The organism is Vibrio sp. 16 (assembly GCF_963681195.1).
Taxonomy (GTDB): Bacteria; Pseudomonadota; Gammaproteobacteria; order Enterobacterales; family Vibrionaceae; genus Vibrio; species Vibrio sinaloensis_D.
The window spans coordinates 1,060,036-1,082,292 of record NZ_OY808997.1; the positions used below are offsets into that span (position 1 = coordinate 1,060,036).

Below are 22,257 nucleotides of genomic sequence, written 5' to 3' on the forward strand. Positions count from 1 at the left end.
ATTACGTCTTTCACCCATTTTTGACAAAGATAGGAATGTCTAAATGAGTCTCGCCGATCAAGTTCTCGCCGTAAATGACGATCTTCCAATTCGCACAAATAAGCCAGTTCATAGCGGAAAAGTACGCTCTGTATATTGGTTAACTGAAGAAGACAGCCAACGCCTTATTCAAGAAAAAGGCTACGATGTTGCCCCTGATGCGCCTTTAGCCATCATGGTTATCAGTGACCGCATATCGGCGTTTGACTGCATTTGGCATGCAGAGGGTGGATTGCAAGGTGTCCCAGGAAAAGGCGCTGCCTTGAATGCGATCTCTAATCACTGGTTTAGCCTATTTAAAGAAAATGGACTCGCCGATAGTCACATTCTTGATATCCCTCATCCGCTAGTTTGGATCGTTCAAAAAGCCAAACCAATTATGATCGAAGCGATTTGTCGCAAATACATCACGGGCTCGATGTGGCGTGCCTATGAAAAGGGTGAGCGTGAGTTCTGTGGCATTGAACTTCCAGAGGGACTCGAGCGCGATAAAGCACTCCCTGACTTGCTGATGACTCCTTCAACCAAAGGCATTCTTAAAGGTATCCCAGACGTTCCAGAAGCCGATGATGTCAACATCACTCGTAAAAATATCGAAGACAACTTTGCTGCCTTCAACTTTTCCAAACCAGAGGATATAGCACTCTACGAGAAGTTGCTCCGCGAAGGGTTTGGCGTCATCAGTGATGCACTGGCCAAAGTGGACCAAATCTTTGTCGATACAAAATTTGAGTTTGGCTACGTTCACGATGCTGCAGGCAACGAAAAACTGATCTACATGGATGAAGTCGGTACGCCAGATTCATCCCGTATTTGGGATGAAAAGGAGTATCAAGCCGGTAATATTGTCGAGAATTCAAAAGAAGGATTCAGACAATTTTTGCTTAACCACTTCCCTGAACCAGATATCCTTCTTAACAAAGAACGTATGCCTGAACGTGAAGCACTGGCGCGCGAAAACGCATTGCCTCTTGAAGCGCTTATGGATATTTCCCGCACATACACAGGGATCGCAGAAAAGATTACAGGTCGCCCAATTGAGCTAAGTGATAATCCAAAGCAAGAGATTATCGATGTCCTTGGATCTCAGTATGGTCTGATTGACTGATACCTATAAACACAACGCCCCATATTTGGGGCGTTGTGTTTAATACGATTATTTATCTTTTCCACCACCATTGCCGCGATCGCTGTTTTTTCCTCTGTCGCTGCGGTCGGGCTTTTCCTTTTTCTCTTTACGATTGGCGTTGGACTTTTGCTTTTTGTTATCAAGCAATGCGCCTGTGCCATTACCTGGGTTTGAGTATTTTGCGTGAGCCGCTAACTCTTCTTCGCTGACAAAACCATCTTTGTCTTTATCAAACGAAGCGAAGGCACTTAATGAGCTCTCTTCCTCTTCTTCACCGTCGTCCATCGTTGAGCGAAACGCATCAAACTCTTCTTTCGACACGACCCCGTCTTTATCCTCGTCCATGACTTGAAAATCTGGAGCAACCTTCACCTTGGTCGCTTCATCCATATCGTCCTCATCAGCCAACACTGGATTAACCACCAACAACAAACCAATGGTCAATAAACTTTGTACCTTCATGTTTTCCTCCTAGTCCAACACGATCTAACTATTAAGCAATAAATTAATAGCCATTGTTACTCTAGTATAGAAGCGGAATAGCACTTCCACACAACGAGCACTTTGCAAAGCAGTCAACGCGGATATAATGCAGTAGAAACTGACCAACAATGTTACGCCATGGATTTTATTGCCCTTTCCCGAATCAGCATGAAGCACTTAACGGTACTTCACGTTATGCTTTCAACCAGCAGCGTGACTAAAGCGGCTGAGAAATTATGTGTCACGCCCTCTAGTGTAAGCAAAACGCTGTCACAACTTAGAGAGCAGTTAGGTGATGAGCTCTTTTATCGAGAGGGAACCTTATTGCTCCCAACCTCCTTTGCTCTGAGCATTGCTCCGCAAATTCATGGTATTTTGTCGAGCATGAACGGTATTCTTCATCAAGGAGAATTCGAACCTGCCAGTTTTACCGGCACCATTTCATTGTCTATGCGCGAAAGTACCTTCGAGCTATTTGCCGAGCGAATTGAACAGATCTGCCAACAGTTGTCCTCTGCTAAACACGTTCAGCTTTTCGCTAAAGAGCAAATGAACTTTGATTCGTTGAGCCGCGGTCAGGTCGATTTTATGCTGCTGCCCCACGATGTGAGCCAACCGCCAACACGTAGCCGCGATTTGATGTGGCAGCAGATCATGGAAGATGAAATGGTCTGTTTGCTTTCGCCCACCCACCCTTTAGCGAGCAAGCGAACACTATCAATCGATGATTATCTACAATACCAACATATTGGGATTCATGATGACGACCTTGCCGAACCCTTCTTTGAACAGAATTTGACTCAGCAACATCGTTCACGAGATGTGAGTATCTCTGTTTCAGATTTTGGTTCTGCCGCCGTGTTGTGCCATCACTCCGAACGAATATTAACCTGCTCCAAAGCCTGGGCCGACAAGGCATATCAAGCGAAATTGCTCATTCAGAAACCTCTACCCTTTGATTATGGCCAAGTTGGATACAGTTTGGTTTGGAATCAAGCCAGTTTAAATCATCCGGCATTGCGCTGGCTCCATCAGCAACTTTTGGCAGTGCATCAGACGTAAACACTGGGGCGGCTGATCGGATTTGGAACGAGCTTTTCAAGCCGTTGGTAGAGGTGATCGATTTGCCCTTCGCTACATTTTGACCAAGATAGCGCTTGGCCAATCACGCCATGATGCTGAAAAGCGTTGAGCCTAATATTGACGTTGGCTGGCAGCTGGTTGATAAGCGCTGCAATATGGGAAATTTCACTCTCCAAATCACTTTTATCTGGCACGTGAAGAAGTCGAAGCTCGTGTAATTTTCCGTGCTCTGCTAACAAGCGAATCGATTGAATGACTTTATGGTTGTCGCGACCAACAAGCCACTGATGGGTTTCATTCTGCCAAGATTTCAGATCAATCATCGCCCCATCCATAAAGGGTAACACGTTGATCCATCCTTGTTGCGACAAATAACCATTGCTATCAATAAAACAAGTGAGGTGTGATAACTCTTCGTCCTGTTTGATTGCTTTGAATAGATCAATGATGAAAGGAAGCTGCAAGGTCGCTTCGCCTCCGGACATGGTAATACCACTGATGAAATGGCGCTGCTTTCTAATCAGCCTTACGACCCGAGTGACAGTGTAACTTGTAACCTTGGGGCTCGAATGATGATCGCAGCGATCAAGGCAATCATCACAATGGGTGCACTTGACCTCGTTCCATGCGACTCGCCCACTACCCTCTAGCGTTAAAGCTCCGCTTGGGCACACAGCAACACAATCACCACAATGGTTGCAGTGATTGATTGTGTGAGGATTATGGCAGGTAATGCAGCTAAAATTACACCCTTGTAGGAAGATGACCAGGCGATTTCCTGGTCCATCCACACATGAAAAATTCAGAATTCGGCTGACAAACGCGCTTTTTTCCATCGTAAGGCCTTACTGATAGTACGGCTGCGATTCCATGCTGACGACTCGTGGACTGCGCTCAAGTATGCCGGTGTTATTTGCCGCTTCTGCCCCAAGAAATGTCGTGTTCGAGCGTGAACCTGAAGCGGCGAACTTGGCTATGTCAGAAAGCTTAACCATATAGCCAGTTACACGAACTAAATCGTTTGATGCCACGTTTGCCGTAAACTCGCGGTAGCCCATGGCCAACGCACCTTTACAAAGATTGAACATCGCTTCTGGGTTCGATTTAACGGTTTCATCAATCGTTAAGATATCACTGATCCCCGACGTATAGTATTTGTGCTGCGGCGCGGTCGCTTGAACATAGCTCACCGGATCCGGCTCGGTCCCATAAGGAATACGCACACCTGGTGTGACATCTTTATCAAGACTAATCCCGCCTTGAGCATGCAATAACGCTTTACCTTCATAGCCGTATTTAACCGGGCTAGTGTCGACCAAATGCGCCAGCTTTTCTGAAATGGCAAGCGCGAGTCGGTTTGCCTTATCACTGTGGCCATATTGTTCATTGCAATCTTCTTTCTCTAAAAGGATATTGACCGCCTCTGCCATGCCGTATATCCCGTACATTGGTGCAAAACGGTTCTCGTAAATCAGCGCCTCCGTCGCCAAAAAGCCTTTAAAAAAGTTTGAGTGTTCATGCAGATGACGGCTTCTTGCCTCAATGAGCTCAATCATTAGCTCGTTGTACGTCGGAAGAACGTAATCAATAAAGTCCGTACTGTCTTTTGAACGCTTAGCCACTTCTTTCAAGTTCATTCTCACTAGAGTGTTGGAACCACCCGCTAACGGCAATGAGTTGTAGCAGCTAACAATGCCAAACTGTTTATCACCATACGCGCTTGCATGCATCGGATAGTTGGCGATGTGTGGCTTACTGCATTCGCAAATATTACTGGTTGCCTGCCTTAAAAGATCGTCCGGAGTGACGTTCGAGTCATACATAAAAGTTAAGTTGGGCGCGATCTGCTTAAGCTCTGCATCGACTTTAAGAATGGTTCGGCAAATCACATTGTCCGTAGGACTGATATTCACATGCATGAACGCATCAGGCAAGGTGCGGTCCAACATGATCCAGAAGCGCTTGAGTTTGGCATAAACCTGTTGCTCTGTTAGAGAGCCGACATAAGGAAGCAGCACTTCGTCAAGTTGACCAAGATAAACGGGAATATTAGTGACTGAGGGAACGTGATGATAAAGAATGGTCAGCAAATTGAGGGCATCATCAAAATCTTGCGCAGGCTCAACTTCAAGATGCATCGAGCCTTGCTTTAGATATTTTGCGTAATCGGGCAGCACGTAGCGAGGTTTGAAAGGTGCGTGTCCCTCAAACATGTCACAAATGATGCCTTGTTCCATCGCAATCGAAACGGCATCAGACACCTCCAAATATGGAAGGTCCGCCTCCGCTTCTAACGCGAGAAATTGGTTCTTTTGCTTTGGGCTAAGGTTGGTGTCGGTCACGATAGCGTGAACACGTTGTTGGAATGCGTTGAGAGAAGTCGGCATAGCTTGTAATCCTTGTTGTTTGTATGGATTTTAAAACTTGCACAATCATTTCTGCTATTGAAACTTTGATAAGTCTATTTTTCCATTTTGGAAAAGTATCAAACAAAAAAAGCCCGGAAGTAATAACCGGGCTTAGTCGAAACAGAGTATGGCGCTTACAACTTGAAGCGATTGATTTCTTGTTCTAGCTCATGAGATAGCTCTGACAATTGCGCCGCTTGAGATGCCGCGTCATGTGCCTCATCCGCCAAGTCATTCGACACATCACGAATACCCACAGTGTTTCGCGTAATTTCAGATGTGACTGACGCTTGCTCTTCTGCCGCTGAAGCAATTTGAGTCGCCATATCACTGATGCGTTCAACAGCCGTTTGGATTAGGGTTAAACTCACTGCCGCAGAATCCGCATCGCCCACACTGGTATCCGCCAACATGCGGCTATCACCCATAATGCCTACGGCTTTACCCGTCGTACCTTGTAGAGTTTCAATCATCTGCTGGATTTCTTTCGTCGAAGCATGAGTACGTTGACTCAACACACGAACTTCGTCGGCCACCACTGCAAATCCACGCCCTTGTTCACCCGCACGCGCCGCTTCAATTGCCGCGTTAAGTGCAAGTAGGTTGGTTTGTTCTGCAATATCTTGAATGGTCGATAGAATCGTACTAATGCTATTGCCGTGTGCTTCAAGTTCTTGAATAACCTCTGTCGCTACCTGAACTTCCTGCGCCAGATTTTGAATCGAGCTTTGTGTTTGCACCACTTGCTGACCACCATGCACACACGCTGATACCGCTTCTGACGAGTTTTGTGCCGTATGATCGGCGTTGCCTGCGATTTCTTGTGTGGCAGCTGCCATTTCATTGATAGCAGTAGCAACCATGTTGATTTCATCTTGTTGATGACGAATACGAGCACTGCGCTCTTCAGCATGTTGCGCAGTTTGCTTCGCTTGCTCTGACAGTGACGCCGAAACTAAGCTAAGTTTAGACACCATCGAATGCATGTTACCAACGAAGGTATTGAAGTTTGACGCCAATTGACCAACTTCGTCGTCACTACGAGGTTCAAGTCTTTGAGTCAAATCACCTTCACCTGATGCAATTTCTTCCAACGCTTTGGACACACGGCCTAAATCGCGGAACAAGAAGCTCACCAACCAAGAGACAACAAAGACAACGATCAAAGTAATTACGATTGCCGTAATAATCAGGTCAACCAATAACTCTGAGTGTGCCGCTTCTTCTGTTGCGCGATCCATTTCAATCGCAAAAATCCACGGGGTATCTGGTACTTGTTTAAAGAAGACCATTTTCTCTACGCCGTTTCGCTCAATCAGCTCAATAGAGCCGGTATTTGCCGCTTCTTGAATCGCGCGAAGGGTAAATTTATTTGAAAGCGTTGACACAGGTTTCAGCGATAAGTCTTTGTTTGGGTGCGCTAGGAAGTTGCCATCTTGAGTATCAATAAGCATCGCGTAAGCATTCTTACCCGCATCGAGATTAATGACATCGTTGATCAACTGATCGATCAAAACATCAGCACCAACAATGCCGACAAACTGACCGTTGCGACGAACTGGCTCAGCAATTGTCACCAATAGCGCATTGGTAATCGCATCTTTATAGGCAGTTGTGATAATTTGCTTGCCCGCAACATTGGCATCTTTGTACCAAGGGCGAGTACGTGGATCATAGTCTGCACGGTTTCGCTCTGGGTGCGAGCGGTACATTCCGCCCTCTGGAGTACCGAGGAAGATATCATCGAACCCACCAGCTTTACGCGCTTGCTGCAAGTATGGAACGACATCGGCTTCTTGGCTGTAATCGTTGAACGCAGTAGAAATTTGTTTACGAATGGAAATCCAGTCAGAGATCCCTTCTGAAGCAGCAGCGGCTAGACTCTCTGCACGAGCGTATACGCCGTTACGAGTTTGTTGGAAAAGTTGGTCTGCAGATAGCCAAGTTAGCACGCTTGCCATTAGCACCACCGCTAATAAGCTGGCACCTATCAGTTTTTGTTTTAATGATAATTTCATGGTTGATATTTCGCCTGGAACAGTAGGAAAGTGGCGAATATTATCGGGATTTTAACCAAGATGCACGAACATTTGACAACCAAACAACAGACTGTAAATTATTGAATTGACTGCAAAATATTGACGTCATTTTTCCGTCATTTCAGGCAGCCCAACCCCGTCGTTAGCCGCTTGCGTGGATCCATCCTCTTCACTTTCAACAGGTCGTTCATTGGCGTGCGTTGAATAGTAGCGATCTAACAGCTCTTTGCCATAAATCACCTCAGTTTGCATATGCATGACAAGCAGGAACGCTGCCGCACAAGCGCAAAGAATATTGAATTTTTTCGTAATACGGCCACGTTTAGTGGGCGAGTAAATGGCAATTTGCAGTGTAACAAGAGCAAATGGATAGAAAATGAGCAAGGCGAGCAAGCCACCTAGATAATTGGATATCGCCATTGGTGTATCTAAACCCATATCATCTCTCCTTTTACTGCGTAGTTTGGTCACTATACGTGAACCAAAGTGCAGACTAACTCAGAGAGAGACACTTTTGAGACGAGTTATACACCTTATTGAAACTATTGGCGAAATTGCTTAATTCTGAGCACAAAAAAACCGAGCAATTGCTCGGCTTTGATTCATTTAAAACGTGTTTACGCTTGAGGCTCATCATCGCCAGTCGGCGTTTCTGGATTCTCAGACGTTACTTCAGCTGTGTTTTCTGTATCAGCAGCATCTTCACCTTCTGGTAAATCCACCTCTTCTACTTCGTCAATACGCTGAAGTCCAACAACATTCTCATCTTCTGCAGTGCGAATTAGCGTAACACCTTGCGTATTACGGCCAACTTGGCTCACTTCAGAAACACGTGTACGAACTAGAGTACCAGCGTCAGTGATCATCATCATCTCATCGCCTTCTTCTACCTGTACCGCGCCAACAACTGGACCGTTACGCTCTGACACTTTGATAGAGACAACACCTTGTGTTGCACGACCTTTCGTGGGGTACTCGGCAAGCTCGGTACGTTTACCGTAGCCGTTTTGCGTTACAGTTAGAATGTCACCTTCGTTTGAAGGAACAATGAGAGAGACAACTTGATCTTCATCAGCCAGTTTCATACCGCGAACACCTGCCGCAGTACGACCCATTGCACGAACTTTATCTTCGTTGAAACGAACTACTTTACCCGCTTTAGAGAACAGCATGATGTCGCTATCGCCGTTGGTAATATCAACGCCAATCAAGGAATCGTCATCACGTAGGTTAACTGCAATTAGACCGTTTGAACGTACGTTTGCAAATTGATCAAGCGATGTCTTCTTAACCGTACCATCACCAGTTGCCATAAAGATGAATTTCTCTGGTGAGAACTCATCAACTGGCAGAATTGCGGTAATACGCTCACCTTCTTCTAGCGGTAGAATATTGATGATTGGCTTGCCACGAGCAGTTCGGCTCGCTAACGGCAATTGATACACTTTCAGACGGTAAGTTTTACCACGTGTAGAGAAACATAGGATGTTATCGTGAGTATTCGCAACCAACAGACGCTCGATGTAATCTTCATCTTTCATCTTCGTTGCACTCTTTCCTTTACCACCACGACGCTGTGCTTCGTAGTCGCTTAGGATTTGGTACTTAACGTAACCTTCGTGAGAAAGAGTCACGACCACGTCTTCACGTGCAATCAGCTCTTCCATGTCGATGTCATGGCTTGCTGCTGTGATTTCCGTACGACGAACATCACCAAATGCATCGCGAACTGTTTCTAGTTCTTCGCGGATCACCTCCATCAAACGCTCAGTGCTTGCAAGAATGTGCATCAGTTCAGCGATTTCTTCTAGAAGCGCTTTGTACTCGTCAAGAATCTTCTCGTGCTCAAGACCAGTAAGCTTGTGTAGACGTAGGTCTAGGATTGCTTGCGCTTGAGTTTCTGTCAGGAAGTACTGACCGTCACGGATACCGTATTGTGCTTCTAGCCACTCAGGACGGGCCGCATCAGTACCCGCGCGCTCTAGCATTGCTGCTACATTGCCTAGATCCCAACCGCGAGCCACAAGACCGGCTTTCGCCTCTGCTGGTGTTGGCGCCTTACGGATCAGTTCGATGATCTCATCAATGTTCGCTAATGCCAGTGCCAAACCTTCTAGGATATGGGCACGCTCACGAGCTTTACGCAATTCAAAGATAGTACGACGAGTCACCACTTCACGGCGGTGATCTACGAAGCACTTCAACATCTCTTTTAGGTTGAACAGCTGTGGCTGGCCGTTGTTCAGGGCAACCATGTTGATACCGAACGTCGTTTGCAGCTGAGTGTTCGCGTATAGGTTGTTTAGAACCACTTCGCCCACTGCATCACGCTTACATTCGATAACAATGCGCATACCGTCTTTGTCAGACTCATCGCGCAGTGCACTAATGCCTTCAACTTTCTTATCTTTAACAAGCTCAGCGATCTTTTCGATCAAGCGAGCTTTGTTCACCTGATAAGGGATCTCGGTAACGATAATGGTCTCTTTACCATTCTTGTCCGCTTCAATTTCCGCTTTAGAACGCATGTAAATTTTACCGCGGCCAGTCTTGTACGCGTCTACAATGCCTTTACGACCACTGATTAGTGCCGCTGTTGGGAAATCTGGACCAGGAATGTAGTCCATTAACTCATCAATCGTGATCTCTTCATTATTGATGTATGCCAAGCAGCCATCGATCACTTCGCCAAGGTTATGTGGCGGGATGTTGGTTGCCATACCTACTGCGATACCAGAAGCACCGTTTACCAATAGGTTAGGAATTTTAGTAGGAAGAACCGCTGGGATTTGCTCAGTACCGTCATAGTTCGGCACGTAATCCACGGTTTCTTTGTCTAGATCAGCGAGAAGTTCATGGGCAATTTTTGCCATGCGAACTTCGGTATAACGCATTGCCGCTGCTGAGTCACCATCGATAGAACCAAAGTTACCTTGGCCATCAACTAGCATGTAACGTAATGAAAACGGCTGAGCCATACGAACGATAGTGTCGTATACAGCACTGTCACCATGCGGGTGATATTTACCGATTACGTCGCCAACAACACGGGCAGATTTTTTGTATGGTTTATTCCAATCATTACCTAGCACATTCATCGCGAACAAAACGCGGCGGTGTACAGGCTTTAGGCCATCACGCACATCAGGAAGAGCACGACCAACGATTACGGACATCGCATAGTCAAGGTATGAACCTCTAAGCTCATCTTCAATGTTTACGGGCGTGATCTCTTTAGCTAGATCGCTCATAGAGCCATTATCCCTCTATTTATAGATCGTATGTACAATACGTTTAAGGTGCAAAAATATAACACACAAATCGACTCTTCGGCATTACTTTCCCTCTCCTTTTATCAGGTTGTGAGCTTGGTTGTGAATCAAATGCCGAGAAATTGCACACTCTTATTTTATCTCGCTGATTAATGGTTATATTTTCACCAGTCTAGTATAAAAGTGACATGCCCTATGGAGTGTTCATTTTAACGCGCTATAATGCCTGCCTAATTCAAGGAAGCGGTACAACACAGAGCAGTTATGACACAAGCACAAAACGTCGACCCAAACGAAATTAAGAAATTTGAGGATATGGCTTCACGCTGGTGGGATCTGAAGGGCGAGTTTAAACCTCTGCATCAAATCAACCCGCTACGCTTGAACTATGTTTTAGATAACGCCAATGGCCTTTTTGGCAAGACAGTGCTCGACGTTGGCTGTGGTGGTGGCATCCTTGCTGAGAGTATGGCGAAAGAAGGTGCGATCGTGACCGGATTAGACATGGGCAAAGAACCCCTTGAAGTCGCTCGACTTCACGCTCTGGAGACAGGTACCAAGCTTGAGTACATCCAAAGCACCATCGAAGACCATGCCGCAACCCATGCTGGAAAATACGATGTCGTCACTTGCATGGAGATGCTTGAGCACGTCCCTGACCCACTTTCCGTTGTTCGCTCTTGCGCAGCGCTTGTTAAACCAGGTGGCCATGTCTTTTTTTCAACCTTAAATCGCAATATTAAGTCGTACTTGTTTGCCATCGTCGGTGCAGAGAAACTGCTTAAGATCGTCCCTGAAGGTACTCACGATCACGAGAAGTTCATTCGCCCGTCTGAGCTGATTAAAATGGTTGACCAAACCGACCTGACAGAGACAGGAATTACAGGGCTACACTATAACCCGCTCACTGATTCATATAAGCTTGGTCGTAAGGTCGACGTCAATTACATCGTCCACACTCAGAAGTTTTAACACCAAGATAACACCCTATATCTAGTGGTTATTTCTAAGGCGGTAGCATAAGCTCACCGCCTTTTTTAGTGCTTTTTTGAACGATTTTTGTCGACTTGATTCCATTTTCACCAGGCGAAAAAATGCGGGAAAAAATTGGCAAAGATCAAGATATTTTTTTTTGTTTGTGGTTACGAATAAACCGATTCCAAAACGGTAATTTTCTACAATCTTATCCGCTCTTATTTCATCGGTTAGTAGTCACTTACTGATTTTTTCAATTTTGTTAGTTATCCACAAGTCATCCAAGATCTCCAACTTGAAAACCACCTCAGATAGCACTATCTTGTAACCCGCACACCAATGCACCCCTATATATTGTGTTTGTACTACAATATATAGATAGACTTTGATCACAAAGCCGGTACGAATTTTACAAGAATTACACAAAAACACGGCTTTTATCAGTTTTGTTAGGGAAATTAAGCAGAATGAACCAACAACTTACCGTTACCAAACGCGACGGTCGTAAAGAAAGCATTGATCTTGAGAAGATCCACCGAGTAATCGCTTGGGCAGCAGAAGGCCTCGACAACGTTTCTGTATCTCAAGTAGAACTACGCGCTCACATTCAATTTTATGATGGCATCACGACTTCAGACATCCATGAAACCATCATCAAATCCGCTGCTGATCTGATCTCAGAAGAGACGCCAGATTATCAATACCTTGCTGCTCGCTTGGCGGTATTCCACCTGCGCAAAAAAGCGTATGGTCAGTACGAGCCACCAGCACTGTATGATCACGTTGCGAAGCTGATCGATATGGGTAAATACGACCAGCATATTCTAGAGGATTACACAAAAGCGGAATTGGATGAGCTTGACGCGTATATCGATCACCGCCGCGATTTAGATTTCTCTTACGCAGCGGTTAAACAGCTTGAAGGTAAGTACTTTGTTCAGAACCGTGTATCTGGTGAGATCTACGAGAGTGCGCAGTTCCTTTACATTCTTGTTGCTGCTTGTTTGTTCGCGAAATACCCGAAAGAAACGCGCCTTGATTACATCAAGCGTTTTTACGATGCGACCTCTACATTCAAGATTTCTCTACCTACACCGATCATGTCAGGTGTACGTACTCCTACTCGCCAGTTCAGCTCGTGTGTACTGATCGAGTGTGGTGACAGCCTAGATTCTATCAACGCAACGGCAAGCTCCATTGTTCGTTACGTTTCTCAGCGTGCCGGTATCGGTATCAACGCAGGTCGTATCCGTGCTCTGGGTTCAGAAATCCGCGGTGGTGAAGCATTCCACACGGGTTGTATTCCTTTCTACAAATACTTCCAAACCGCAGTAAAATGTTGTTCTCAAGGTGGTGTTCGCGGTGGTGCGGCAACGGTATTTTACCCACTGTGGCATGGTGAGTCTCAAGCACTGATGGTTCTTAAGAATAACCGTGGTGTTGAAGAGAACCGTGTTCGTCACATGGATTACGGTGTTCAGTTGAACCGCTTGATGTATCAACGCTTGGTAGAAGGTGGCAACATCACGTTGTTCTCTCCTTCTGACGTACCAGGTCTGTATGATGCGTTCTTTGAGAACCAAGATGAGTTCGAGCGCCTATACGTTAAATACGAAAACGATCCTTCAGTTAAGAAAGAAACGGTTAAAGCAATCGAGATGTTCTCTATCTTGATGCAAGAACGTGCTTCTACAGGTCGTATCTATATTCAAAACGTTGACCACTGTAACACCCACAGCCCGTTTGATTCAGAAGTTGCACCTGTTCGTCAATCTAACCTGTGTTTGGAAATCGCGCTGCCAACCAAGCCGCTAACCAACGTTGAAGATGACTCTGGTGAGATTGCGCTGTGTACACTCTCTGCATTCAACCTTGGTGCGATTAAATCTCTTGATGATTTCGAAGAACTGTCTGACCTAGTTGTTCGTGCTCTTGATGCGCTGCTTGATTACCAAGATTACCCGCTTCCAGCGGCTTACAAGTCAACGATGAACCGCCGTACTTTGGGTGTGGGCGTGATCAACTACGCTTACTACCTAGCGAAAAATGGCGTGAAATATTCGGACGGCAGTGCAAACGGCCTAACTCACCGTACATTTGAAGCAATGCAGTACTACTTGCTCAAAGCGTCTGTGGCACTAGCGAAAGAGCAAGGTAAATGTCCTTCTTTCCACGAGACGAACTACGCGAAAGGTCTACTGCCAATCGACACTTACAAGAAAGACGTCGATCTCGTGTGTGACGAACCATTGCATTACGACTGGGACGGCCTACGCGAAGAAATCATGACACACGGTCTGCGTAACTCGACGCTAACTGCGCTAATGCCGTCTGAAACGTCTTCTCAAATTTCGAACGCAACCAACGGTATTGAGCCTCCACGTGGCTATGTATCAGTCAAAGCGTCTAAAGATGGTATCTTGAAGCAAGTTGTTCCAGAGTTCACTGAATACAAGGAAAACTACGAGCTTCTTTGGAATATCGGCTCGAATGATGGCTACTTACACCTTGTGGGCATCATGCAGAAGTTTGTCGATCAGGCTATCTCGGCGAACACAAACTATGATCCAACCCGTTTCGAGAGCGGTAAAGTACCAATGAAGAAACTTCTCCAAGATCTTCTTACCGCGTACAAGTACGGTGTGAAGACGCTTTACTACCACAATACTCGTGACGGTGCGAGCGATGATCAGAAAGACGCCGTACAACCACAAGATGATGATTGTGCAGGCGGCGGTTGTAAGATTTAATCCATAATCCCCTAGCGGATTATTAGGCAATAGACATTATTCGCCCCTCCACCGTGAGGGGCATAAAAGGAATTGAGGCATCATGGCTTACAGTACTTTTAACAGAAACAAAAACGATCAGCTAAAAGAACCTATGTTCTTAGGTCAATCAGTCAACGTAGCACGTTACGACCAACAAAAATTTGAGATCTTCGAAAAGCTGATTGAAAAACAGCTTTCTTTCTTTTGGCGTCCAGAAGAAGTAGACGTATCAAGCGACCGCATCGACTACAACAAGTTGCCTGATCACGAAAAGCACATTTTCATCTCCAACTTAAAATATCAAACGTTGCTTGATTCTATTCAAGGTCGTAGCCCGAACGTTGCGCTTCTGCCACTTGTTTCTCTGCCAGAAGTGGAGACATGGATTGAGACTTGGTCTTTCTCTGAAACGATTCACTCGCGCTCATACACACACATCATTCGTAACATCGTTAACGATCCAGGTATCGTATTTGATGACATCGTTGAGAACGAGCACATCCTAAAACGTGCGAAAGATATTTCTGGTTACTACGATGACCTAATTGAGCTAACAAACGACTATCACCGCTACGGCGAAGGCACTCACGTCATCAAAGGTGAAGAGAAGACTATCAAGCTTCACGACCTTAAGAAAAAGCTTTACCTGTGTTTGATGTCTGTTAACGCTCTAGAAGCTATTCGCTTCTACGTGAGCTTTGCTTGTTCATTTGCGTTTGCAGAGCGTGAACTGATGGAAGGCAACGCAAAAATCATCAAGCTTATCGCTCGTGATGAGGCGCTGCACCTAACCGGTACTCAGCACATGATCAACCTTCTTCGTAACGGTCAGGATGACTTCTCTTTCATGCAGATTGCCGAAGAGTGTAAACAAGAGTGTTTCGACCTGTTCAAAGAAGCGGCAGAGCAAGAGAAAGAGTGGGCAGAATACCTATTCAAAGATGGCTCGATGATCGGCTTAAACAAAGACATTCTTTGCCAGTACGTGGAATACATCACCAACATCCGCATGCAAGCGGTTGGCTTAAGTGCGGCGTATCCAGAAGCGACCTCTAACCCGATCCCTTGGATCAATGCTTGGTTGTCTTCGGATAATGTTCAGGTTGCTCCGCAAGAAGCTGAAATTTCATCTTACCTTGTTGGTCAGATCGACAGCGACGTTCGTGCAGACGACTTTAAAGACTTCGAGCTATAAAAACGAATATGCCAAGAATTAAAATTAACGGCTTCACACCGATTCAATCAAACCCTTCGAATACTCTATTGGAAACAATGGAACAAGCGGGATTAGAGCCTGAGTACAATTGCCGAGATGGTCATTGTGGTGCATGCCGCTGCAAAATTGTATCAGGTGAAGTGGAATACGTTGGTTTTGCGATGGCTTATGTGCAAAGCGATGAAATTTTACCTTGTATATCTCGTGCGAAAACGGATATTGAACTGCAAGATGTCAATTACACGCTAAGAGAAAAACGCGCATAACTATTCAATAAAAAGAAAGCCTGGATGTATCTCATCCGGGCTTTTTTTGTATCTACGCGCGTAAATTTGCTCCTGATAAAAACTCATCTGCTGTCAGCATAGACACGGCTTTATCCGCGATTTCTCTACCATCATCATCAAACAGAGAGAGTCGATACCCCATGGTAGATGTGACTTCCTTCTCTTCTGGCGCGGTCAACCACATTGAAATTGCATCCAAGCTTTCTGAGTTAACTGCCTCACCCAGAATCACTTTTTGGCTTGCGACTTGATACCAAACCAGTATTTTAGACTGATGAAACATGCCTTCCTCCCTGAATGATTCCTGCGACGAACTCTTAGTTTAAGATCTAATGTTGCAAATGCACGTTGCAATTTAGAGACAAAATTCGCTCCTATTAGAAATCATTAGCTTAGCCATTAGACGATTTTGCTATAACAGAAAAGTATGAAAGCAAATGAGTAATAACAAGAATATTCATTCAGTTAAAACAGCATGGTGGACCGATTTAATCACGCAATGACGACCGAGCCCTACCCCGTTTGAATCGCACTCTGAGGAACGTACATTTCCTTTTCACGTTTCAGTGAGCTGTAATTGGGAAACATGGGTTTCGCTGCTAGGTAACGCCTTAACATATCGGCCGCCACGGTGGTAATTAGTAGCACTTGATCATCTGCTGAGAACTGACGATTAAAGCTCAATGTTTGCCCCCATTCACCTTCACGGGTAGAAATGGCGACAGAAAAGCTTTTTTCATAGACACGTCCAGTTACGATCGAAATGTCGGTAGCGCACTTCTCTTTAGTTGCTCCGGCTAAGGCAAAAGCCGCTGCAAGCGAGTCTTGATCCGCTTGCCCCACTTCAACACGTTTTCCTAAAACCCAACCGTGCCCACAATAGTCAGCGGCGCGCTCATTCGAATGTAGCCAACGTGACAGACAACCTTGTGTTGATTGCTCTGCTGTCGAGATAGAAAGTTTCTTATCCAGAATCAAGTGACCAACGTGATCTTGCATCGACTCATCGACACTAACAACGTTGGGCTCTATCAATTTGAAAATAAGCTGTAGCAACTTGATGCGTGTATCTACATCCCCTTTTGGCCCAAACAGCTTCACTTCAATGTAAGGCAAGTAAGAACGGTATCCAAGCATATACCCTTCCGGCAGTTGGACTTTGTCTAACGCATCGGACAATGCTGATTCAGAGGTACCAAAGGTGTGCAGTTTACTGCAGTCCATTCCGACCACTTGAGGGTGTGATTTTTTAAGGTCTGGTAGAATCTGAGTGTCTACCATCGTCTTAAACTCACTTGGAACGCCCGGCGTAAAATAAAAGTCACAGTCGTTAATCTTAAGTTTGAAACCACACGCAGTGCCGACTGGGTTATCAATGAGTAAGGAACCTTGCGGTAACATCGCTTGCTTTCGGTTACTTTCAGGCATGGTTAGGCCACGAGCGGCGAAAAATGCTTCTAGCCGTTCTATCCACTCTGGAAACTCGACAAGGTTTACATCTGCAGCCTGTGCTGCCGCCTTAGCACTGAGGTCATCAGTTGTGGGCCCAAGACCACCATTCACAATGACCACATCACTGTTGAAACTCAGCATTAGAAGCTCTTCGACTAGAGCTTGGCTCTCATCCCCAACAGTGGAACGCTTGCTGAGGGAGTAACCCTTCTCAAAGAAACGCTGAGACAACCAAGCCGCATTGGTGTCCACAATATCTCCGTGAAGTACTTCTTCCCCGGTGCTCAGCATCGCAATTTTCAACATAAAAAGGTCCTTACTAGTAGGCATTACTTTTGGTGCACTTAAAATTGTCGTTTTCGCTACTTATAGAGTGAGAATCTGACAAATCGTTCCTGCAAGCTAATTTCTGGTTTCCATTAGCATGACTTTATTAGATAATTGTGAGTCTGATCATTAAAAAATCGCAGTGGAGTTTTCCGTGTTCAAAAAAAGCATTGCCGCTTTAGTCTTGTCAACCTCTACCCTAGCTCATGCCAATATGAGCAACTACAACCAACATATTGAGTTTTCCTACACGGTTGATCAAGCGGAAAATTACACCTTGTATTCATACTCCAATGACGCAATCAACCCAGACCCGTTTAGCTTAAGTTTGTCAGAGAACACGCTGAATCTTGAAGAGCCACCACTACCTAAATACCTGACTGTACAAAACGAGAAGGATTGGGATTACCTAAAAGGGCAAACTTATACAATCTTGGGCTTGAGTGTGGCAACGGTCGGCTTAATGACACTGCTCCCTGAATCCATCACAAAATGGGATGCGGAAGATCGCAACTTAAGCGGTCTTGGCACAAAATGGAAAGATAACGTCACTGACGGCCCAGTTTGGGATCGCGACGAACATTTCTTGAACTACATTATGCACCCTTATTTCGGTGGTGTTTATTACACTGCGGCGCGTCATGCTGGTTTCAACGAATTTGAATCATTCCTCTACTCCGCGACAATGTCTGCCTTCTTCTGGGAATATGGCGTAGAAGCATTTGCTGAAGTTCCATCTTGGCAAGATCTGTTCATTACCCCTTTCTTTGGTGCGGTTGTCGGTGAGTTGATGTTCGAAGCAGAACAAGACATCGTGGCGTCAGGGGGAGAAGTTTGGGGTTCAGAAACCATGGGCGGTGTGACCCTCTTTTTCCTAAACCCGGTAGGACACATTCACGGCTGGGTTAGTGATGCTTGGGGTGGTAGTGCAGAGTTTCAATACAGCAGTACGCCATGGTTTGGCAATCATGATGCAGCACAATTTGCGATGGATGCAGGCGCAAGTTATGACAAAGCATTCTACGGCGTAGAAATGAAAATCACTTTCTAGAGTAGAGACAACGTTCCTATAAAAGCGACGCAATGCGTCGCTTTTTTTGTGCTCAAGATACAATAACTACAACCTGAACAATGGATTAGGTTGAAAACTTGACGCATATCAAACCTATTATGGCCTCCCCATCTACACTCAAATTAAACCCTTCCTGCAATCTCTTAGGAGGCCCACTGTGAATACAACCTTTATCGCCAACTTCGTTGGTAAAGCAACACCTGCGACCATTAAGCAGTTAGCCGCTGTCACACACGAAAACGGTGGGAAATGGCTAATTAGCAAAGTTAACTTTATCGAAGATCAAGTGGCTGCTGTTATCAAGATCGACGTTCCTGAAGAAAATGCTTTAGTTGTTCAAGAAGCGTTTAAACAACACCCTGATCTTGTCGTACAGATCGTCGATTCTGACTCTATGGGTCATAACGTGGATACGATTTATCAGTTAAGACTCGATTCAAACGATCGTGCAGGCATCGTTAATGAGATTACCCATGTTTTGGATGGACAAGGCGTAAATATTTTGGATATGGACTGTCAGCGCGTCTTTATTGCCGGTGGCGGCGGTGTAAGTTCAAGTTTGTTTACCGCCAATATGGCGATTCGATTGCCGCAAGAAATCAGTATTGATGATATAGCCAATGAGCTGGAGTCACTGAGCGAAGATACACGAGTAATGGTTGAAGCATAGCGAAATGTCAGTTCTTACGGTCTTTCATCGTAAGAACTGACTTAACCAATTACAGATTGAACTTGTAACTGCCTTTAAGCATTACTGTGTTGTCTGTAATCTCATAGTCATACTCTGTACGAGAGAATTGCAAACCCAATGCCCAGTGTTTGAAATCTAAATCGGCGCCGGCACCAAACGATACACCTTTAATATAGTCGTCACTTGCACCATCAAGAAACAGCACTTTATAACCAAGCAAACCGTAAATATCTACATTTAATGCGTTGCCAGCATCAATCCTTACACCGAGTGGAATATTACCAGCAATAGAGTATTTTTCTGAGGCGTTTTGTTCTTTTTCAAAATCACTGCTGCCGTAACCTGCAATGACAAACTCACCACCAACCAAAAAGCGCTCATTATAAATATTTTTCGCGCCGACATGAGCACCAAATGACGCTCCGTTATTACCTTCAAGACTGTAAGAACTTAAGTTACCGCCAACATAGAAATCTTGTGTTAAATACTCTTTTTCCTGCTCTGCTTGTGCGGTAAATGCAACCGAAGCAGACAGCGCAATGAGAAGGGCTTTATACATTTTGTGTATTCCAGATAATAAATAATCCACCGCATTATAATCAAAGTATTTATATATACAAAGCGACACCAATCAAGTGTGATTAACTCTAACTATCCAAGAAATACCCTTATTTTACAGCACACATCTCTGATACAATCGATAGATTAGTTGTATTACATATTCAGGAATTTATATTCTCATGCATGAGATTACGCATAATAAGAAAGCGATAGCTATTGCATTATTTGCAATTCTGCTTGGTGGTTGTAAAGGTGGCAGCGGCGGAAGTCTAGGTGGTGACAATGGTGGAGTCTCTCCAAATCCGGGACCAACACCCAATCCTGATCCTCTCCCTATTGTTAGTAAAATCAATATCCCTAGCTCAATCAGCTTTATTGAGCCAATTAATGGTAGTGAAACACAATATATTCAACTGACACTCTCGGAAGCTTTAAAAAGTGACCTTACGCTATATATCACCACTTCGGATATTAATGCGAGAAGTAGCGGTAAATTCAAAAACTACACAGCGAAAGTATCAGAGCCTTTTACGATAGTTGCCGGGCAAACAGAAGTAAAATTGCCACTTAGCGTAAGCAATAACAAATATTTCGAAAATGATGTGTCACTAACCTATTCCATCTCCGGTCCGATTCGATCTGACTACACAATTGAGCGTGGTCAATCGGTTGTTACTCTATCTGACATCGATGGCGAACCCCGCATTAGTTTTGAAAAACTTAACCGCACACTGCTCGAAGGTGAAAGTGACACTTTCTCTATTAGTGTTACTCATCCGTCGAGCCTACCCATATCTGTGACTTTGGAACAATCTGGGACAGTAAATCAAAACGACTTCACCGATACACTCACCCCAGAGAAAACCGTCACAATATTAAAAGACGAATTAAGCGTAACATTTGACGTCACCGCGACAAAAGATGACATCAGCGAAGGTGCGGAGAAGTTAGTTTATACTCTCACAAACCCAAACAACGTCACAATTGATGAGCAACACAAAGCGCTCACCATTTATATCCCGGGTGACAAACGCTTTAACGATACCGGATTTGTGACTCGTTACGATGGTAACAACTTTAACAACGCTAACCCTCAAGCGGATTATCCAAATCAAGATGCTGATTTTGGCTCCGATACAGACAGCCCAGTTGATCATACAGACGGCCGCTACGGCTTTAGTTACACTAAGTTTGATATCCATGGCAACGTTTTACCTATAAGCGCATCCGACTATGCTTGTGTACGTGATAACACGACAGGCCTGTATATTGAGAGCAAACCAACTGTTTCTGTCGACTTACCATTAAATCGTAAAGAAGTAGAAGATGAACAAAAAGCACAGGAAGACGATCCAGATAATTATATCTACCCGGATGGAACTGATCCTACTAGACCAGATTATGTTACCGCATCGCGTTATTGGCAAAACTCAACATACTTGTATACGTGGTTCGAAAAGGATGACACCCTAAACGGTGGTAGTAAAGGGGCAGAGAACATGACTATGCCCCAAGAAGTTCCTATTGACTTTACTTGTGCTGTTTCACAAAACTCGGAGGGCGATCGTCGCTGTGATACATCGGGTTATTTGAGCCAAATGAATCGGTTTGCGATTTGTGGTTTTACTGACTGGCGTTTACCAAGACCGGCAGAAATGAAATCACTAGTTAGCTTCAATGCCGATAATAACGACAACAATAACCGAGCGTTTCTAAAGTTTATCCATGGAAAAACCTATTTTACCAATGCAACCAATGCTGAACGCAATGGCGCCGCTTGGTGTGTCGATACGGTTTCTGGGCAAGCAAAACTCTGTCTTAAAGGATCCTACAACTCAGTTATTGCCGTAAGCGGAGGTAAAGAATAATGAAAGCACTACATCTATTAGCTTGCTTAACGTTCGCAACAACTTCGGCTTGGGCTCAAACTTGTATCACCAACCAGCCACTGTCACAAGATGAGGGGCAGTTGGTCGACCTTGAAAACGGTACTATCCTTGATGTAAAAACCAACTTGCTTTGGCAAAAATGTACGTTGGGGCAAACCTACTTGCCTGACAGCAACAGTTGTACTAACGATGGTGCAACCCACTTTGGGACATGGCAGGAGGCTCTCAAAGCAACGGAAGACCCAGCTATTACGACTGTAGAAGGAGTCCCTGGTTTTCGTTTACCGAATATCAAAGAGCTCACCTCTATCGTGAACTATCAGTGCGTATTTCCAGCCATTGATACGACATTTTTCCCAGCAACGGAAAATGAGCCTTATTGGACCAACACTCCAGATGCTCCGAGAACTGTGAATGGGATTTCTAATACTGAGATAAACGCTGATATCAAAGGTTTAGTGATCGACTTTAATAATGGAGAAGAATTTATTAACGGAGAAAACGATAGAATTCTTATTCGTTTGGTTAAAGATTATCAGTAGTTCAGAAAGGCAAAAAAAGAG

Annotated in this window: 19 protein-coding genes; 10 read left to right on the forward strand and 9 right to left on the reverse strand. The window is 44.9% G+C overall.

Going from position 1 to position 22,257, the window contains the following annotated elements:
* The first annotated feature begins 43 nt into the window (after window positions 1–43).
* On the forward strand, window positions 44–1,147 hold the full coding sequence (locus tag U9J37_RS04695) for a phosphoribosylaminoimidazolesuccinocarboxamide synthase (RefSeq protein ID WP_005473847.1): 1,104 nt from the start codon (window positions 44–46) through the stop codon (window positions 1,145–1,147).
* 48 nt (window positions 1,148–1,195) lie between these two features.
* On the opposite strand, the gene U9J37_RS04700 is transcribed toward U9J37_RS04695, so the two are convergent.
* Window positions 1,196–1,630 carry an EF-hand domain-containing protein gene (locus U9J37_RS04700; RefSeq protein ID WP_005473779.1) on the reverse strand — a complete coding sequence of 145 codons (435 nt, stop codon included), beginning with the start codon at window positions 1,628–1,630 and terminating at the stop codon, window positions 1,196–1,198.
* A gap of 159 nt (window positions 1,631–1,789) precedes the next feature.
* Between U9J37_RS04700 and U9J37_RS04705 the strand changes: the two genes are divergently transcribed.
* Window positions 1,790–2,713: a LysR family transcriptional regulator gene (locus tag U9J37_RS04705; RefSeq protein ID WP_005473771.1), complete on the forward strand. Its 924-nt coding sequence runs from the start codon at window positions 1,790–1,792 to the stop codon at window positions 2,711–2,713.
* Here U9J37_RS04705 and U9J37_RS04710 read toward each other — a convergent pair.
* The 5 genes from U9J37_RS04710 to gyrA form a co-directional block, all read right to left on the reverse strand.
* Entirely contained in the window at window positions 2,704–3,570 is an 867-nt protein-coding gene (locus tag U9J37_RS04710; protein WP_043887160.1) for a YjjW family glycine radical enzyme activase, read from the reverse strand. The two genes, U9J37_RS04705 and U9J37_RS04710, sit on opposite strands and share 10 nt — an antisense overlap.
* A 9-nt stretch (window positions 3,571–3,579) precedes the next feature.
* Entirely contained in the window at window positions 3,580–5,121 is a 1,542-nt protein-coding gene (locus U9J37_RS04715; protein ID WP_005473730.1) for a YjjI family glycine radical enzyme, read from the reverse strand.
* A 155-nt stretch (window positions 5,122–5,276) separates the two neighbouring features.
* The gene (locus U9J37_RS04720; RefSeq protein WP_005473797.1) at window positions 5,277–7,160 is read right to left on the reverse strand and encodes a methyl-accepting chemotaxis protein; all 1,884 of its coding nucleotides are present in this window, start codon (window positions 7,158–7,160) and stop codon (window positions 5,277–5,279) included.
* Window positions 7,161–7,286: 126 nt separating this feature from the next.
* A complete protein-coding gene (locus tag U9J37_RS04725; RefSeq protein WP_005473794.1) occupies window positions 7,287–7,619 on the reverse strand; it encodes a hypothetical protein in 333 nt (110 codons plus the stop codon).
* 179 nt (window positions 7,620–7,798) lie between these two features.
* Entirely contained in the window at window positions 7,799–10,432 is a 2,634-nt protein-coding gene (gene gyrA, locus U9J37_RS04730) for a DNA topoisomerase (ATP-hydrolyzing) subunit A (protein ID WP_005473809.1), read from the reverse strand.
* A 285-nt stretch (window positions 10,433–10,717) separates the two neighbouring features.
* On the opposite strand from gyrA, the gene ubiG reads away from it, so the two are divergent.
* From ubiG to yfaE, 4 genes are all read left to right on the forward strand, one after another.
* Window positions 10,718–11,425, forward strand: a complete 708-nt coding sequence (gene ubiG / locus U9J37_RS04735; RefSeq protein ID WP_005473849.1) for a bifunctional 2-polyprenyl-6-hydroxyphenol methylase/3-demethylubiquinol 3-O-methyltransferase UbiG — start codon at window positions 10,718–10,720, stop codon at window positions 11,423–11,425.
* Between the two features lie 470 nt (window positions 11,426–11,895).
* Window positions 11,896–14,178: a class 1a ribonucleoside-diphosphate reductase subunit alpha gene (gene nrdA / locus U9J37_RS04740; protein WP_005473790.1), complete on the forward strand. Its 2,283-nt coding sequence runs from the start codon at window positions 11,896–11,898 to the stop codon at window positions 14,176–14,178.
* 82 nt (window positions 14,179–14,260) lie between these two features.
* Window positions 14,261–15,394: a class Ia ribonucleoside-diphosphate reductase subunit beta gene (nrdB, locus tag U9J37_RS04745; protein ID WP_038212006.1), complete on the forward strand. Its 1,134-nt coding sequence runs from the start codon at window positions 14,261–14,263 to the stop codon at window positions 15,392–15,394.
* 8 nt (window positions 15,395–15,402) lie between these two features.
* A complete protein-coding gene (gene yfaE / locus U9J37_RS04750) occupies window positions 15,403–15,681 on the forward strand; it encodes a class I ribonucleotide reductase maintenance protein YfaE (protein ID WP_005473726.1) in 279 nt (92 codons plus the stop codon).
* Between the two features lie 52 nt (window positions 15,682–15,733).
* On the opposite strand, the gene U9J37_RS04755 is transcribed toward yfaE, so the two are convergent.
* Window positions 15,734–15,985 carry a hypothetical protein gene (locus tag U9J37_RS04755; protein ID WP_005473742.1) on the reverse strand — a complete coding sequence of 84 codons (252 nt, stop codon included), beginning with the start codon at window positions 15,983–15,985 and terminating at the stop codon, window positions 15,734–15,736.
* A gap of 230 nt (window positions 15,986–16,215) precedes the next feature.
* On the reverse strand, window positions 16,216–17,460 hold the full coding sequence (locus U9J37_RS04760; protein ID WP_005473741.1) for a CinA family nicotinamide mononucleotide deamidase-related protein: 1,245 nt from the start codon (window positions 17,458–17,460) through the stop codon (window positions 16,216–16,218).
* Between the two features lie 175 nt (window positions 17,461–17,635).
* Between U9J37_RS04760 and U9J37_RS04765 the strand changes: the two genes are divergently transcribed.
* Together U9J37_RS04765 and U9J37_RS04770 are read left to right on the forward strand one after the other, a co-directional pair.
* Window positions 17,636–18,532, forward strand: a complete 897-nt coding sequence (locus U9J37_RS04765; protein ID WP_038212008.1) for a DUF3943 domain-containing protein — start codon at window positions 17,636–17,638, stop codon at window positions 18,530–18,532.
* A gap of 178 nt (window positions 18,533–18,710) precedes the next feature.
* Window positions 18,711–19,223 carry a glycine cleavage system transcriptional repressor gene (locus U9J37_RS04770; RefSeq protein ID WP_005473739.1) on the forward strand — a complete coding sequence of 171 codons (513 nt, stop codon included), beginning with the start codon at window positions 18,711–18,713 and terminating at the stop codon, window positions 19,221–19,223.
* A 49-nt stretch (window positions 19,224–19,272) separates the two neighbouring features.
* Here U9J37_RS04770 and U9J37_RS04775 read toward each other — a convergent pair whose 3' ends face one another.
* Complete coding sequence (locus U9J37_RS04775) at window positions 19,273–19,803, reverse strand: putative outer membrane beta-barrel protein (RefSeq protein ID WP_038134459.1); 531 nt, start codon at window positions 19,801–19,803, stop codon at window positions 19,273–19,275.
* Between the two features lie 181 nt (window positions 19,804–19,984).
* On the opposite strand from U9J37_RS04775, the gene U9J37_RS04780 reads away from it, so the two are divergent.
* Both U9J37_RS04780 and U9J37_RS04785 read left to right on the forward strand, forming a co-directional pair.
* A complete protein-coding gene (locus U9J37_RS04780) occupies window positions 19,985–21,673 on the forward strand; it encodes an Lcl C-terminal domain-containing protein (protein ID WP_322413921.1) in 1,689 nt (562 codons plus the stop codon).
* Window positions 21,673–22,236 carry an Lcl C-terminal domain-containing protein gene (locus U9J37_RS04785; RefSeq protein ID WP_005473837.1) on the forward strand — a complete coding sequence of 188 codons (564 nt, stop codon included), beginning with the start codon at window positions 21,673–21,675 and terminating at the stop codon, window positions 22,234–22,236. Before U9J37_RS04780 ends, U9J37_RS04785 begins: the two co-directional genes overlap by 1 nt.
* Window positions 22,237–22,257: the final 21 nt, after the last annotated feature.

Coding starts and splice junctions, on each gene's coding strand:
- U9J37_RS04695 (WP_005473847.1), top strand. CDS start 44: ATGAGTCTCGCCGATCAAGTTCTCGCCGTAAATGACGATCTTCCAATT.
- U9J37_RS04700 (WP_005473779.1), bottom strand. CDS start 1,630: ATGAAGGTACAAAGTTTATTGACCATTGGTTTGTTGTTGGTGGTTAAT.
- U9J37_RS04705 (WP_005473771.1), top strand. CDS start 1,790: ATGGATTTTATTGCCCTTTCCCGAATCAGCATGAAGCACTTAACGGTA.
- U9J37_RS04710 (WP_043887160.1), bottom strand. CDS start 3,570: ATGGAAAAAAGCGCGTTTGTCAGCCGAATTCTGAATTTTTCATGTGTG.
- U9J37_RS04715 (WP_005473730.1), bottom strand. CDS start 5,121: ATGCCGACTTCTCTCAACGCATTCCAACAACGTGTTCACGCTATCGTG.
- U9J37_RS04720 (WP_005473797.1), bottom strand. CDS start 7,160: ATGAAATTATCATTAAAACAAAAACTGATAGGTGCCAGCTTATTAGCG.
- U9J37_RS04725 (WP_005473794.1), bottom strand. CDS start 7,619: ATGGGTTTAGATACACCAATGGCGATATCCAATTATCTAGGTGGCTTG.
- gyrA (WP_005473809.1), bottom strand. CDS start 10,432: ATGAGCGATCTAGCTAAAGAGATCACGCCCGTAAACATTGAAGATGAG.
- ubiG (WP_005473849.1), top strand. CDS start 10,718: ATGACACAAGCACAAAACGTCGACCCAAACGAAATTAAGAAATTTGAG.
- nrdA (WP_005473790.1), top strand. CDS start 11,896: ATGAACCAACAACTTACCGTTACCAAACGCGACGGTCGTAAAGAAAGC.
- nrdB (WP_038212006.1), top strand. CDS start 14,261: ATGGCTTACAGTACTTTTAACAGAAACAAAAACGATCAGCTAAAAGAA.
- yfaE (WP_005473726.1), top strand. CDS start 15,403: ATGCCAAGAATTAAAATTAACGGCTTCACACCGATTCAATCAAACCCT.
- U9J37_RS04755 (WP_005473742.1), bottom strand. CDS start 15,985: ATGTTTCATCAGTCTAAAATACTGGTTTGGTATCAAGTCGCAAGCCAA.
- U9J37_RS04760 (WP_005473741.1), bottom strand. CDS start 17,460: ATGTTGAAAATTGCGATGCTGAGCACCGGGGAAGAAGTACTTCACGGA.
- U9J37_RS04775 (WP_038134459.1), bottom strand. CDS start 19,803: ATGTATAAAGCCCTTCTCATTGCGCTGTCTGCTTCGGTTGCATTTACC.
- U9J37_RS04780 (WP_322413921.1), top strand. CDS start 19,985: ATGCATGAGATTACGCATAATAAGAAAGCGATAGCTATTGCATTATTT.
- U9J37_RS04785 (WP_005473837.1), top strand. CDS start 21,673: ATGAAAGCACTACATCTATTAGCTTGCTTAACGTTCGCAACAACTTCG.